This window comes from Marinobacterium sp. xm-g-59, from assembly GCF_013283315.1.
Lineage (GTDB): Bacteria > Pseudomonadota > Gammaproteobacteria > Pseudomonadales > Balneatricaceae > Marinobacterium_E.
In genome coordinates this window covers 54,068-67,934 of the sequence record NZ_WBYR01000012.1, presented here as the reverse complement: position 1 = coordinate 67,934, position 13,867 = coordinate 54,068, and the positions used below count along the sequence as shown (strand labels likewise).

Sequence of the window (13,867 nt, the reverse complement as noted above, 5' to 3'; positions counted from 1 at the left end):
CAGTCGTGAAACGCGTCATCGCCGATGGTAGTGTGGGGTTTCCCCATGTGAGAGTAGGTCATTGCCAGGCACCTAATAAACAAAGAACCCCAGTACCGAAAGGTCCTGGGGTTTTTTGTTTTTTGGTCGCAAGGAGACTTCTGAGCGAATGCCCATGTGACCACAGATGCACCGAAGGTGCGCAGGGGAGGCGCCAACGGCGTCGCGAAGCGATGACGAGCAACGCTCGGCACCTATTGTAGGTCATTCACTCGAACACCGTTCGTAACCTATTGTAGGTCATTGAGAGCTTCGTAAGAGGCCCTCTGCCAATCCCATCGCGGCCTTTACAAGACCGCACCAACGGCTTAACAGAATCTCTGCCGACGTCTATAGCGGATGACAGGCTGAAGGCCAGTCACCGTAGCTTCGTAGTGAGTTAAGCACACCAGTGACAGGCTGAAGACCTGTCACCGTAGTTCCGTAGCGAGTTAAGCACACCAGTGACAGGCTTTAGCCTGTCACCTGCTCTCCAATCACGCTCCCAACCTTCGCAGCCTTTGCAAGACCGCTCCAACGTCTCAACTTTCTCCCCATACCATGCCTATTTAATGCTATATTTACTCTCATCTAATCAACGCGTTTTGGAGTGGTATAGCGTGTATTCTGAAGAAGACATCCGTCGTCTTACTTGGCAGTCTCGTCGTGGTATGTGGGAGTTGGATCTGCTGTTTGTCCCATTTATGGAGAATCACTTTCGTGATCAATCGGTTGAGGATCAGGATCGCTTTGTGAAGCTTCTTGATTGTGAAGATCAAGAGCTCTTTCTCTGGTTCATGCAGCGTGAAAAGCCTGCTGACCCAGATATGGAGAGAGCGGTCACTGTGGTGTTGGATTGTGTTCGCGCCAGTAAGGTTTGATCTTATCGAATCTAAAGCCAAACGTCTGTTTACGTTTGGCTTTTTTGTTTTAGTCGGTTTAACCCCTTTACTCACCGATGCATCGACTGCGGTGTATCTTCTGTTACTTACCTTCTCACTATGGGTCTATCGTGCTTTGGCTCCATTTGAGCGCTTCACCGGCTTTGTTTGGAATGCCGATAAATATAGGTTTTGCCTGTTTATAGATGAGAAGATGTTAGAGACAGCTCCACCTGTTCAAATTTTAAACTTAAGGTTAGTTCTCTTTATTAAAGTGCAACCATTAGAGCGTGCATTACCTGTTTGGATTTGTGTCTGGTTTGACCAAATACCAGAGTGTGAGTGGCGGCGCTTATCGGTTATTTCTCAATACGCGCCTATTGGTGCTAAGCGTTAACGCCCCAGAAGTAGTTTTCCGGTACCAGAACGGTGTCATAAAGATCAGGTGACTGTTCTGGGTAGTCGAGCGTGTAGTGAAGGCCACGTGATTCAGTGCGTTTCATAGCACAGCGGATAATCAATTCTGAGACGGTCACTAGATTACGAAGCTCGATCAGATACTTACTCACTTTATAATTGCTGTAGTACTCATTGATCTCATCGTTCAATAGATCGATACGGTGCTGTGCTCGCTGTAGGCGTTTATCAGTACGTACAATACCCACGTAGTCCCACATAAAACGGCGCAGTTCATCCCAGTTGTGCGAGATGATGACATCTTCGTCTGAGTTAACTACCTGTGAATCATCCCAGTTAGGGACCTCTGGGAAGGCCTCTCCACTCTTTTGTAGTAGTGATGCCACCTGTTCAGCCGCGGATTTACCATACACGACACACTCAAGTAGCGAGTTTGATGCTAATCGGTTTGCGCCATGAAGGCCTGTAAATGCGGTCTCACCAATGGCAAAGAGTCCTTTGATATCGGTCTGGCCATTTATGTCGGTCATGACACCGCCACAGGTGTAGTGTGCAGCTGGTACTACGGGTATCGGTTCCTTAGTAATGTCGATCCCAAGTTCTAAACAGCGCTCATAAATGGTTGGGAAGTGCTCTTTAATGAAATCTGCGGGTTTGTGAGAAATATCCAAGTGAACATATTCACAACCAACACGTTTCATCTCAAAGTCGATGGCGCGGGCGACGATATCGCGTGGTGCCAGTTCGGCTCTCTCATCGAAACGGTGCATGAAACGGGTGCCGTTAGGTAGTTTCAGAATACCGCCTTCGCCACGGATCGCTTCGGTGACCAAAAAGCTCTGTGCCTTAGGGTGATAAAGGTAGGTAGGGTGAAACTGATTAAACTCTAGGTTTGCAACTCGGCAGCCTGCTCGCCAAGCCATTGCAATACCATCGCCGGATGCGACGCCGTTCGGGTTGGTGTTATAGAGGTAAGCCTTAGAGGCACCGCCAGTTGCTAATATGACGGTTCGAGCAAGAAACAGATCAACGCTCTCTGTCTCTTGGTTGTAGACATAGGCACCTACACACGCATCTTCACCTAAGCCTAATTTACGACGGGTGATCAGGTCGATCGCAATTCGATCTTCAAACAGCTCAATGTTGCTGGCCGACCTTGCTTGGCTGATTAGAGTTTGTTGAATCGCTTTGCCTGTTGCATCGGCCGAGTGAAGTACACGGCGATGTGAGTGGCCGCCTTCTCGTGTTAAATGATACTGCTCTTCCTGTCGTGTGAAAGGTACACCCTGATCAATTAGCCATTGAATGCCTTTGGGGCCATCTTTTACGGTGTGTTGAACAGAGTCTAAGTGTCCAAGGTTGGCACCAGCAACCAGGGTGTCGTTGATGTGGTTTTCGGTTTGATCTTTTGGATCAAAAACACCGGCAATTCCACCCTGTGCCCACCAGGTAGCACCATGCTCTAATTTACCCTTGCTCAAGACGTGTGCCTTCAGGTTAGACGGTAAATTTAGTGCGGCTGTTAAACCGGCTGCGCCACTGCCAATGATCAGTACATCTGCTTCAAATCGTGCCATCTGTTTTGACTTATTGAGACCGTAAAAAAGAGCTCTATTATGCGAGTGTGTTTAGCTCTTGGTAAGGGGTTTGTAAAAAAACTTCAATAATTGGGGAACTTTTCGACATTTTTTGAATCTTAGTCTGTGTAAGAGATTGATCGGCTTGATATTAGGTTGGTGTAACAATCATACTGTCATCCTCCGAAGCCCTTTGGCATTGACTAGGATAGAGAGTGAACGATACCAACCACAAGATAACCGATCAGATGCTTGTTGAGCGTGTACAGGCAGGTGATCAGCGTGCGTTTGATCTGCTCGTGAAGCGTTATCAGCATAAGATTATTGCACTGGTAGGGCGTTACATTCACGATCAATCAGAGTCGTTGGATGTTGCACAAGAGACGTTCATTAAGGCTTATAAGGCTCTTAAGAACTTTAGAGGTGAAAGTGCCTTTTACACTTGGCTGTATCGTATAGCCATTAACACTGCGAAGAACTATTTAGTCGCAAGAAGTAAAAGACCGCCTGATAGAGATTTAGATTTTCAAGATCTAGAGAGCGACACAGAGCTTAGAGATCTTGAAACACCAGAAAATAGTTTGCATCGAGATGAGATGTTCGAGGTGATGACCCGAACGCTCGAGCAACTTCCTGAAGAGCTTCGAGTGGCGTTAACACTGAGAGAGCTTGAAGGGATGAGCTACGATGAGATCTCCGAAGTAATGGGGTGTCCAATTGGCACCGTCAGATCAAGGATCCATCGAGCTCGTGAAGCGATTGATAATGAGTTGAAACCAATGCTCTCTAACTAGAGCAAATGAGGATCAAATATGTCGAGCAATAGAGAAAGTCTTTCTGCATTGATGGACTCGGAGGCAACTGAATTTGAGTTGCGTCGTGCTCTTAAACATTACGACGAGAACAGTGAAGACGCTCAAGTATGGCGTCGTTACCACCTCGCTCGAACCTTGATGCGTGAACAGAGCATCAACTCTACTGTTGATATCTCCTCTCAAGTCATGGCCTCTATTTCAGAAGAGCAATCAACTCAGGTTGAAGAGACAAAAACCTCTAGTTGGAGTGCGGTAGGTAGTATGGCTATTGCTGCATCCCTTACCCTAGCTGTCATGATTGGTTTGAACAGCGCTCAGCTGGGTGAGCCGAGCGCATTGGCATCCAGTGGCTACCTAGAGCGTAATCAAGGTTCTTCAGATCTTATGCGCACATCCCTTGCTTCAGGCGTTGAAGCGGTGCAAGAGAGTAAACCAACTCTCGAAGTGATTCGTCTATCTGAAGGTCTTCGCGGTCAGATCGATGAGCATATTGCACTGTTAAACAGCACTGGGACTGACTGGCAGGTTAACTGGCTACCCGATGGTTTTGCTGAAGTATCAGAACGAGTGACTGGTAACAGTCAATCTAAGCTCTACAAAAAGGGTGATCAGGTGCTAAGTGTGGTGATTAAACCGGCTGAAGCAGTCTCTGCATCGGAAGGCGCCTTAAGCGCACAAGGTTTGGTGGCTGTCGGTCGTTTAGTTGATGATCGTTTTGTCTCGGTAGTGGGTGATTTGTCACTGACGGATGCTGATAAAGTGGCTGCAAGCGTGGTGGTCGCTAGCAATTAATTCATGATCGAAGAGCGTGCGACGGTTCTCCGTTCTGAGGCCGATCAGGTTTGGGTAGAGGTGAGTCGCCAAAGTGCTTGTGCATCCTGTGCAAGCTCATCGACTTGTGGCCAGAAACGCCTCAGCGATTGGTTCCCAACCAAACGCGTTGAAGTTCTAATCGATAACCCCAGTCGACTTATTGTATCGCCAGGCCAAGAGGTTTGGGTTGGATTGGAAGAGGGTGCCTTGGTAGGTGCCTCTGTTACCGTCTACCTTATACCGCTGGTCGGTATGATCCTTCTGCCAATTTTGGCGAGATTTTTAAACTTTTCAGAATTTTTTCAGATAGTTGGCGCTATCCTTGGATTCATAGTCGGCTTGTTCATTGGCCGTAATATGGGTTTAAGAGGCGTAGCATCAGGGCAGTATCAGCCACGTTTGCTTCGCTAAGGTTTTTACCTAAGGAGTAAATATGACCTTTCTTCGATCAATTACCTTCGTAGCGGGTATCGCTATTTCATCCTTGGCGATGGCCAAGCAGTTACCCGATTTCACGGATTTAGTGAAATCGCTGTCGCCATCGGTCGTCAATATAAGCACGATTCAAGAACAGAAACAGAGTTCTCGTTCGGCTATGCCCCACAACTTCAACGACCAGGAAGTGCCAGAGATCTTCCGCGACTTCTTCAGGGGTTTTCAGCAGCCACCTGGGCAGCAGCCTCGTATGCATCCACAATCGCTGGGCTCGGGCTTTATTATTTCGGATGATGGCTACATTTTGACCAATCACCATGTGATCGATAAAGCTGAGAAAGTTCTGGTTAGACTGAATGATCGACGCGAAATTGAGGCAGAGATTATTGGTTCTGATCAACGTTCAGATGTGGCGCTACTCAAGGTCGATGCTAAAGATCTACCGGCACTGGAGATCGGTAGCTCTTCTGAGCTTGAAGTGGGTGAGTGGGTACTGGCTATTGGCAGTCCTTTTGGTTTTGACTCAACCGTCACTGCCGGTATTGTCAGCGCTAAGGAGAGAGCCCTTCCAGGTGACTCTTATGTTCCTTTTATTCAAACCGATGTGGCGATCAACCCAGGCAACTCCGGAGGCCCGCTATTCAATCTAGATGGCGAAGTGGTCGGTATCAACTCGCAGATATATACCCGCTCAGGTGGCTTCATGGGGGTCTCTTTCTCCATTCCCATCGATGTGGCTATGGAGGTTGCCAATCAGCTTAAAGAGAAGGGTAGCGTCTCTCGAGGTTGGTTGGGTGTGATTATTCAAGAGGTTACACGTGACCTTGCTGAATCATTCGGCTTAGATAAACCATCAGGTGCGCTGGTTGCACAGGTGTTAAGTGATAGTCCTGCTGAAGAGGCAGGGTTTGAAGCGGGTGATGTCATCGTTAAATTTAATGGCCGTGAGATCGGTTTGTCAGCCGAGCTACCTGCTCAGGTTGGTCGTATTGCACCGGGCGAAACAGCGGATGTCGAGGTGTTCCGTTCAGGTAGATCAGTCAACTTGAAAGTGACGATTGGTGAGCTTCCCTCAAATGAAGAGTTAGCCGCTAACCGAGCACAACCTGAGCCTAAAGAGAGAAAGTCTCTGGGCTTGGTGGTTCAAGATATGACGTCTGAAATCAAAGAGCGTACCGGTGTTGATGCAGGGGTCTATGTTGAATCAGTTGGACAAGGTCCTGCGGCCAATGCCGGCGTACGTCAGGGTGATGTGATCACTATGCTAGCCGGTCAGTCAATTAGCTCAGTGGAGCAACTGGCCGATATAGTGGCCGACTTGCCAGATGACAAAGCGGTGCCACTTCGAGTGATTCGTGGCGGTAATCCAGTCTTTTTAGCAATGCGTCTCGAGTGAACCTAGTGGATCGTTGAAAAGATCCTCTGCAGGGGCCTTAATGGCCCCTGTTTTCTATCTATAGGGCATGAATTCGAGTAGAATTGTGCGCTAAATTTTCTTTGTCGTTCCAAGAGTATAGGTTTTACACAGAGTGAGTGAACTAGATCACATTCGTAACTTCAGTATCATTGCACACATCGACCACGGTAAGTCGACGTTAGCCGATCGCATTATTCAAATTTGTGGCGGTCTGTCTGATCGTGAAATGGCTGAACAGGTCCTCGATTCAATGGATATCGAGCGCGAACGTGGCATCACCATCAAAGCTCAAAGTGTCACCTTGGACTACAAAGCGCGCAACGGTGAAACTTACCAGTTGAACTTCATCGATACGCCGGGACACGTCGACTTCTCTTATGAAGTTTCACGCTCACTCTATGCATGTGAAGGTGCACTTCTTGTTGTCGATGCCGCGCAAGGTGTTGAAGCGCAGTCGGTAGCCAACTGTTACACCGCGATAGAGCAGGGCCTTGAGGTTCTACCTGTCTTGAACAAAATGGATCTACCTCAGGCTGAACCCGAAGTGGTTCGTCAGGAGATTGAAGAGGTGATCGGTATCGACGCTTCAGCTGCGGTCCCTTGTTCAGCTAAAACGGGTATGGGCGTTGAAGATGTTCTAGAGGCGCTGATCGATGTAATCCCACCACCACAAGGTGACCGCGAAGCACCACTTCAAGCCCTAATTATCGACTCCTGGTTTGATAACTACCTAGGGGTCGTCTCACTGGTTCGTGTGACTCAAGGAACCTTGCGTCGTAAAGATCGCATCATGGTTAAATCGACTGGCATGAACTACCAGGCTGAGATGGTCGGTATCTTTACACCAAAACAGGTGAAAACTGACATCTTACAAGCAGGTGAAGTAGGCTTCGTTGTTGCCGGCATCAAAGATATTCACGGTGCACCGGTGGGTGATACCTTGACGCATCAAAAGACACCTGATGTTGATGCACTGCCAGGTTTCCAAAAAGTTCAACCACAGGTTTATGCCGGTCTATTCCCAACGAGTTCTGATGACTATGAAGACTTCCGTGAAGCGCTCGACAAGCTAACGCTTAATGATGCCTCTCTCTTCTTCGAGCCTGAAACATCGGATGCACTTGGCTTTGGTTTCCGTTGTGGCTTCTTGGGTATGCTTCACATGGAGATCATCCAAGAGCGTCTTGAGCGCGAATACGATCTCGATCTGATTACAACAGCCCCAACGGTTGTCTACGAAGTGGAGATGAACAACGGCGATATCATCTACATTGACAGCCCATCGAAACTGCCAGACCCAGGCGGCATTCGTGAGATGCGTGAGCCGATCGTGACAGCGAATATCCTTGTGCCTCAGGACTACCTTGGCCAAGTCATTGGCTTGTGTGTGGAGAAGCGCGGTATTCAGAAGAACATGCAGTTTGTTGGTAAGCAGGTTCAGTTAAGTTATGAACTGCCAATGGCCGAAGTGGTATTGGACTTCTTTGACCGTTTGAAATCGGTATCACGTGGATACGCTTCCCTTGAGTACAACTTTACCCGTTTCGAGGCCGCTAAGCTGGTTCGAATGGATATTCTCATTAACGGTGAGAAAGTGGATGCTTTGGCCGTTATCCTTCACCGCGATAACTCAATGTACCGCGGCCGTCTGCTCTGTGAAAAGATGAAAGACCTTATTCCACGTCAGATGTTCGATGTCGCTATTCAAGCGGCTCTGGGTGGTAAGATCATTGCTCGTACAACGGTTAAAGCTCTGCGCAAGAACGTTTTAGCAAAATGTTACGGTGGTGACGTGAGCCGTAAGAAGAAACTGCTCGCTAAGCAGAAAGAGGGTAAGAAGCGCATGAAGCAGGTGGGTCGAGTTGAGATCCCGCAAGATGCATTCCTAGCCGTACTGAAGGTAGACAGCTGAGGCTAATATGAACTTAGATTTTGCACTGATTCTGGTCGTAGTTACATTAGTTACAGGCCTGCTATGGTTATTGGATATCGCCTTTTTTGCGCCCTCTAGAAAACGCCAAGAGTCGCAAATGGTGGAAGAGGGTTTCGAAGAACCTAAGGTTAATAAACCCTACTGGGCTGAACTCTCTAGCTCTATCTTTCCGGTATTAGCGGCTGTTTTGATTCTTCGTTCATTTCTATACGAACCCTTTCAAATCCCTTCAGGTTCGATGCTGCCGACGCTGAAAGTTGGTGACTTCATTTTGGTGAATAAATACCACTACGGTCTTCGTACACCGGTTGGAAACATCAAGTTTGTTGATAATAACGAGCCGCAACGTGGCGACGTTATGGTATTTAAATACCCTCAAAACCCAAGCGTGTACTATATTAAACGTGTGATAGGTCTTCCGGGTGACGAGATTGTTTACAAAGATAAGATGCTCTTTGTGAACGGTGAGCCGCAGAATCAAACGTTGATTGCTCAAATACCAGCGATCAACCCCAAGCGTCTTCAAGTTGAAGAGCAGCTAGGCGATGTTGCGCACGAGATCTATCGCGATGTAAATGCACGTGTAATGAATGGTGGCTGGCGTGTGCCAGAGGGTCACTACTTTATGATGGGCGATAACCGCGATAACAGTAATGACAGCCGTTATTGGGGTTTTGTTCCTGATGAATTGATCGTCGGTAAAGCGGTGAGTGTTTGGATGCATTGGGCTCAACTATTGAGCATTCCAGATTTCACGGCGATGCGATCCATTCAGTAAATAATACTGAGGTTGAGTATGGATAAGCACATTCGACAAAAGGGCATCAGTACACTATCGATACTGTTACTGCTTATTGTTGGCTCAGTTGGCTTTAGCCTTGGGTTTAAACTGCTAGCGCCTTACTCAACCCATACAACCGTGGTCAGCATTATTGAAGATATTATTGCTGACCCGGCTGAACTCTCAAAAAGTCGCGCCGAGATTCGTCGTGATATCGAGCGTCGATTTACGATTAATCAAGTAGCTCTGCCTGGACGTGACGCTTTGCAGATCACTCAGGATACTGGTGAACTGATATTCACGCTGGACTATGAAGAGCGCGTCCCACTGTACGGCAACATTGATGCTGTCGTTGTTTTTAAAGATGAATTTAAAGCGATAAAACCTTGATACGACCTGTCTCAGAGTTGGCTAGAAAGCTTGGCCACACCTACCAAGATGAATCCCTGCTTGAATTGGCGTTAACGCACCGAAGCTGTGGTAAGCGCAACAATGAACGCCTGGAATTTTTGGGCGATTCAATCCTAAACTTTGTCATAGCTAATGCGCTGTTTGAGCAGTTTGAACAGGCTAAAGAGGGTGAAATGAGCCGTCTTAGAGCAAAGTTGGTGAAAGGTGAAACTCTTGCAGAGATCGGTCGTGAGCTAGGTTTGGGTGATTATCTTCGCCTTGGTTCGGGTGAGTTAAAGAGTGGTGGTTTCCGTCGCGACTCAATTTTGGCTGATGCGGTAGAGGCGATCATTGGTTCCATTCACTTGGACAGTGATTTTGAGACGTCTAAACAGTTCATCTTAGGGTTGTTCAAAGAGCGTTTAGCAGCGATCGATCTTAAAAAGTCAGTCAAAGACTCTAAAACGCGCCTTCAAGAGTTTATGCAGTCACGACGTAAGCCGCTACCTGATTACCAACTGGATAAAGTCGTTGGTGAGGCGCATGATCAGACCTTCTATATCTCTTGTCAGGTTCAACTGTTGGATCAAAGCTGCAAGGGTGTTGGATCCAGCCGCCGCCAGGCAGAACAAGAAGCCGCTCGTGCTGCACTGATTGCACTAGGGCAGGAGTAATCATGGAAGCGAATACACGCTGTGGCTATGTTGCTATTGTTGGCCGACCGAATGTGGGTAAGAGCACACTGCTCAACCATATCCTTGGTCAAAAGCTGAGCATCACCTCAAAAAAACCTCAAACGACTCGTCATCAGATTCTTGGTATTAAAACCGAAGAGGATCTGCAGGTTATCTACGTTGATACACCCGGGCTACACAACGACGCTACAGGTAAAGCACTGAACCGTTACATGAACAAAGCCGCCTCTGAGGCGCTGCGTCATGTCGATCTAGTCGTCTTTATTGTCGATCGTACCGCTTGGACCGAAGAGGATGAGATCGTACTCTCTAAGTTGGAGAAGCTTCGTTGCCCAGTCATATTGGCGGTTAATAAAGTGGATCTACTCAAGGATAAAGAGTCGCTTCTCCCTTGGATCGAAACGCTCAATAGCAAACGCCATTTTGATCAGATCGTGCCTATCTCTGCTCACAAAGGGCATAACGTCGATCAACTAGAGCGTGCCGTTGAATCCTACATGCCGGAAGGGATGCACTTCTACCCTGAAGATCAGATCACCGACCGTAGCTCCCGTTTTGTCGCGGCAGAGCTTGTGCGTGAAAAACTGATGCGTAATCTAGGGGATGAAGTCCCTTACGGAACCACGGTTGAGATCGAAGAGTTTACTCAAGATGAACGTGGTCTGTTGACCATCAGTGCACTGATTCTTGTTGAGCGAGAGGGGCAAAAACGTATTGTTATCGGTGATAAGGGTGAGCGAATTAAAGTGATCGGTCGTGACGCTCGCATCGATATGGAACGCATGTTTGATGCCAAGGTCATGCTGAACCTTTGGGTTAAAGTGAAACGCGGCTGGGCAGACAACGAACGTGCCCTAGCAAGCCTTGGATATCATCACGACTAAATGAACAGTCGCACTGAACAGGTCGCAGCGTTTGTTCTTCACTCGCGTCCCTATCGTGAAACCAGTGCACTTGTCGATCTATTTACACTCGAGTATGGCAAAGTATCAGTAGTTGCTCGAGGTGTGCGCAGGCCAGGCTCAAAGTTACGCCATACGCTTCAACCCTTTACAGTATTGGCCGTTCGATTTTCAGGCCAGTCAGAGCTTAAAACGCTTCATCAAGCCGAATTGGCAGAACTACTCCCCACTTTGACTGGCAAAGCGTTAATGTGTGGCTTGTACGCCAATGAACTACTGGAGCGTTTGCTTCAACCCTTAGAGGCGACACCTAAGTTATTCCTCAATTACAAAGTGCTGCTTAATGATCTGCTTCAATCTCAAGATCACGAGGTGAGTTTACGGCTATTTGAGCAGGCGCTACTGAAGGAGTTAGGGAGTTGGAGCGATCTGTCAGGCTGTCATCAGCCGTACTACCGTTATGATGTTGTGCAGGGGATAAGTGCGGTAGATGAGGTTGCCTCGGCGCATTTCACAGGTGATCAGCTTCGTTCCATTGAACAAGGTGAGTATACTGATCCCAGCGTTAAGAAAGCGGCAAAGTATTTAATGAGAGAGCTCTTAAAAGAGCAGTTAGGTGACAAGCCGTTGCGATCAAGAGAGTTGTTTCAACCGAGATCTAAAGAGAGAAAAGGAGAGAGTGAGTGATCCAGCCAAATCGTATTTTATTAGGTGTGAACATCGATCACATTGCGACTCTTCGTCAAGCTCGTGGTACTCAATACCCAGACCCTGTCTATGCAGCGTCTATTGCTGAGCACGCTGGCGCCGATGGTATTACGGTGCACCTTCGTGAGGACCGTCGCCACATTCAAGATCGTGACATTCGTCTATTGGCGCAAACGCTTCAGACTCGTATGAATTTTGAGATGGCGGTTACTGATGAAATGGTCAGTTTTGCTGAAGAGATCAAACCTGCACACGCCTGTTTAGTGCCAGAGAAACGCGAAGAGTTAACGACTGAAGGCGGTCTGGATGTACTTGGTCATGAAATTCACATTCAGTCGGCGTGTCAGCGCTTGGCGAGAGCCGGAGTCGAAGTCTCACTCTTTATCGATCCTGATCAGGCACAAATTGATGCGGCTAAACGTGTGGGAGCTCCAGTGATTGAACTGCATACTGGTGCTTACGCTGAGGCAGAAGGCCAAGAGCAGTTAGACGAGCTTGAACGACTTAAAGAGGCAGCAACCTATGCTCACTCAATAGGTCTGGTGGTCAACGCTGGTCATGGTCTGCACTACCATAACGTAGAGCCGATTGCAGAAATTCCAGAGTTCAATGAGCTAAACATTGGTCATGCGATCATCGCCCGTTCACTCTTTGTCGGCTTGGATCAAGCGGTTCGTGAAATGCGTGATCTGATGCTTAATGCCAGAGCGATGGCCAGTTAAATGCTTGTTGGAACCGGTGTCGATATTCTTGAAATCTCTAGAGTGGAGCGCGCACTTGAGCGAACTCCCGGTTTTGCTGAGAGAATATTGACCCCCACTGAGTTGGAAGCGTTCAACCAATCTAGCCAACCCGCGCGTTTTTTAGCTAAACGCTTTGCAGCGAAGGAAGCGGCCGTTAAAGCCTTGGGTACAGGTATCGCTAAAGGCGTTAGCTGGCAGCACCTCGAGGTGGTTAAGAACAGTGCAGGTCGCCCTGATCTGTTGGTGACTGACAAAGCTCTAGAACACGCCGAGGTGCTTGGCATTACCCGGTGGTTTTTAAGCTACAGTGATGAGCAGCACTATGTGGTTGCTCAAGTAATCGCTCAGGCTTAATTCACCATTTCGATGGTGGAATTCCCCTGATATAATCGAATAATAAAATCAATTCTTATAACGGATTAGAGATGAGCTCAACTCAATACCCTACTATCGCTGAGCTGGTTGGCAATACACCGCTAGTCAGACTGCAACGTATCGAAGCGCCAAATAACAACACCATTCTCTGTAAATTAGAGGGTAATAACCCTGCGGGCTCCGTTAAGGATCGTCCTGCCTTGAGTATGATCACTCTAGCCGAAGAGCGAGGCGAGATCGCACCAGGTGATACATTGATCGAGGCGACTTCTGGCAATACCGGTATCGCGTTGGCGATGGCCGCTGCAATCAAGGGGTATACGCTTAAACTGATCATGCCGAATAACATGAGCGAAGAGCGTAAATCGGCTATGAGTGCTTATGGTGCAGAGTTGATTGAGGTGACAAAAGAGGAGGGCATGGAAGGTGCTCGAGACTTGGCCGAGGCAATGCAAGCGCGTGGTGAAGGCAAGGTTCTAAATCAGTTTGGTAACTTAGATAATCCTGAAGCGCACTACCGCACAACAGGGCCTGAAATCTGGCAACAAACCTCAGGAACTATCACACACTTTGTCAGCTCTATGGGAACTACAGGTACCATCATGGGGACCTCGCGCTACCTTAAAGAGCAGAATCCAAGCGTTCAAATTGTTGGTCTTCAACCCTCTGAAGGGTCTCAAATCCCTGGCATACGTCGTTGGCCAAAAGAGTATCTACCAACGATATTCGAAGAGAGTCGTGTCGATCGTGTATTGGATGTTGATCAGGCGGATGCTGAAGTCATGATGCGTCGTTTAGCGACCGAAGAGGGTATTTTCTGTGGTGTTTCGTCAGGTGGTTCCGTTGCTGGCGCGCTAAGATTGGCTCAAGAGGTTGAAAATGCAGTAATCGTCGCCATTATTTGTGATAGAGGCGATCGTTATCTTTCGACAGGTGTCTTCTCTAAGTCATCCTAGGTTAAGCCCCG

At 47.9% G+C, this 13,867-nt stretch carries 16 protein-coding genes; 15 read left to right on the top strand and 1 reads right to left on the bottom strand.

Going from position 1 to position 13,867, the window contains the following annotated elements; translation table 11 throughout:
* Positions 1–638 precede the first annotated feature (638 nt).
* On the top strand, positions 639–899 hold the full coding sequence (locus tag XMG59_RS11100) for a succinate dehydrogenase assembly factor 2 (protein ID WP_173482130.1): 261 nt from the start codon (positions 639–641) through the stop codon (positions 897–899).
* Positions 877–1,296 carry a hypothetical protein gene (locus XMG59_RS11095; RefSeq protein ID WP_173498714.1) on the top strand — a complete coding sequence of 140 codons (420 nt, stop codon included), beginning with the start codon at positions 877–879 and terminating at the stop codon, positions 1,294–1,296. The genes XMG59_RS11100 and XMG59_RS11095 overlap by 23 nt, the downstream gene beginning before the upstream one ends.
* On the opposite strand, the gene nadB is transcribed toward XMG59_RS11095, so the two are convergent.
* The gene (gene nadB, locus XMG59_RS11090) at positions 1,286–2,893 is read right to left on the bottom strand and encodes an L-aspartate oxidase (RefSeq protein WP_173498713.1); all 1,608 of its coding nucleotides are present in this window, start codon (positions 2,891–2,893) and stop codon (positions 1,286–1,288) included. The genes XMG59_RS11095 and nadB overlap by 11 nt on opposite strands.
* A 215-nt stretch (positions 2,894–3,108) precedes the next feature.
* Here nadB and rpoE point away from each other — a divergent pair, with 215 nt between their 5' ends.
* The 13 genes from rpoE (at position 3,109) to cysM (ending at position 13,856) form a co-directional block, all read left to right on the top strand.
* On the top strand, positions 3,109–3,687 hold the full coding sequence (gene rpoE, locus XMG59_RS11085) for an RNA polymerase sigma factor RpoE (protein ID WP_371731473.1): 579 nt from the start codon (positions 3,109–3,111) through the stop codon (positions 3,685–3,687).
* A gap of 18 nt (positions 3,688–3,705) precedes the next feature.
* A complete protein-coding gene (locus XMG59_RS11080; protein ID WP_173482127.1) occupies positions 3,706–4,500 on the top strand; it encodes a MucB/RseB C-terminal domain-containing protein in 795 nt (264 codons plus the stop codon).
* 3 nt (positions 4,501–4,503) lie between these two features.
* The gene (locus XMG59_RS11075; RefSeq protein WP_173482126.1) at positions 4,504–4,932 is read left to right on the top strand and encodes a SoxR reducing system RseC family protein; all 429 of its coding nucleotides are present in this window, start codon (positions 4,504–4,506) and stop codon (positions 4,930–4,932) included.
* A 22-nt stretch (positions 4,933–4,954) separates the two neighbouring features.
* Positions 4,955–6,352 carry a DegQ family serine endoprotease gene (locus XMG59_RS11070; protein ID WP_173482125.1) on the top strand — a complete coding sequence of 466 codons (1,398 nt, stop codon included), beginning with the start codon at positions 4,955–4,957 and terminating at the stop codon, positions 6,350–6,352.
* 133 nt (positions 6,353–6,485) lie between these two features.
* Complete coding sequence (gene lepA / locus XMG59_RS11065) at positions 6,486–8,285, top strand: translation elongation factor 4 (RefSeq protein ID WP_173482124.1); 1,800 nt, start codon at positions 6,486–6,488, stop codon at positions 8,283–8,285.
* Positions 8,286–8,292: 7 nt separating this feature from the next.
* Positions 8,293–9,084 (top strand): signal peptidase I, encoded by a 792-nt coding sequence (gene lepB, locus XMG59_RS11060; RefSeq protein ID WP_173482123.1) that lies wholly within the window; start codon positions 8,293–8,295, stop codon positions 9,082–9,084.
* Positions 9,085–9,102: 18 nt separating this feature from the next.
* Entirely contained in the window at positions 9,103–9,477 is a 375-nt protein-coding gene (locus XMG59_RS11055) for a DUF4845 domain-containing protein (RefSeq protein ID WP_173482122.1), read from the top strand.
* Positions 9,474–10,151: a ribonuclease III gene (gene rnc / locus XMG59_RS11050; protein WP_173482121.1), complete on the top strand. Its 678-nt coding sequence runs from the start codon at positions 9,474–9,476 to the stop codon at positions 10,149–10,151. Before XMG59_RS11055 ends, rnc begins: the two co-directional genes overlap by 4 nt.
* A gap of 2 nt (positions 10,152–10,153) precedes the next feature.
* Entirely contained in the window at positions 10,154–11,056 is a 903-nt protein-coding gene (era, locus tag XMG59_RS11045; RefSeq protein WP_173482120.1) for a GTPase Era, read from the top strand.
* Entirely contained in the window at positions 11,057–11,761 is a 705-nt protein-coding gene (gene recO / locus XMG59_RS11040) for a DNA repair protein RecO (protein ID WP_173482119.1), read from the top strand. It begins immediately after the preceding gene.
* Positions 11,761–12,504: a pyridoxine 5'-phosphate synthase gene (pdxJ, locus tag XMG59_RS11035; RefSeq protein ID WP_371731474.1), complete on the top strand. Its 744-nt coding sequence runs from the start codon at positions 11,761–11,763 to the stop codon at positions 12,502–12,504. The genes recO and pdxJ overlap by 1 nt, the downstream gene beginning before the upstream one ends.
* Entirely contained in the window at positions 12,505–12,879 is a 375-nt protein-coding gene (acpS, locus tag XMG59_RS11030; RefSeq protein ID WP_173482117.1) for a holo-ACP synthase, read from the top strand.
* A gap of 71 nt (positions 12,880–12,950) precedes the next feature.
* Positions 12,951–13,856: a cysteine synthase CysM gene (cysM, locus tag XMG59_RS11025; RefSeq protein WP_173482116.1), complete on the top strand. Its 906-nt coding sequence runs from the start codon at positions 12,951–12,953 to the stop codon at positions 13,854–13,856.
* Positions 13,857–13,867 lie beyond the last annotated feature (11 nt).

Coding starts and splice junctions, on each gene's coding strand:
- nadB (WP_173498713.1), bottom strand. CDS start 2,893: ATGGCACGATTTGAAGCAGATGTACTGATCATTGGCAGTGGCGCAGCC.
- XMG59_RS11080 (WP_173482127.1), top strand. CDS start 3,706: ATGTCGAGCAATAGAGAAAGTCTTTCTGCATTGATGGACTCGGAGGCA.
- XMG59_RS11075 (WP_173482126.1), top strand. CDS start 4,504: ATGATCGAAGAGCGTGCGACGGTTCTCCGTTCTGAGGCCGATCAGGTT.
- XMG59_RS11070 (WP_173482125.1), top strand. CDS start 4,955: ATGACCTTTCTTCGATCAATTACCTTCGTAGCGGGTATCGCTATTTCA.
- lepB (WP_173482123.1), top strand. CDS start 8,293: ATGAACTTAGATTTTGCACTGATTCTGGTCGTAGTTACATTAGTTACA.
- XMG59_RS11055 (WP_173482122.1), top strand. CDS start 9,103: ATGGATAAGCACATTCGACAAAAGGGCATCAGTACACTATCGATACTG.
- era (WP_173482120.1), top strand. CDS start 10,154: ATGGAAGCGAATACACGCTGTGGCTATGTTGCTATTGTTGGCCGACCG.
- recO (WP_173482119.1), top strand. CDS start 11,057: ATGAACAGTCGCACTGAACAGGTCGCAGCGTTTGTTCTTCACTCGCGT.
- acpS (WP_173482117.1), top strand. CDS start 12,505: ATGCTTGTTGGAACCGGTGTCGATATTCTTGAAATCTCTAGAGTGGAG.
- cysM (WP_173482116.1), top strand. CDS start 12,951: ATGAGCTCAACTCAATACCCTACTATCGCTGAGCTGGTTGGCAATACA.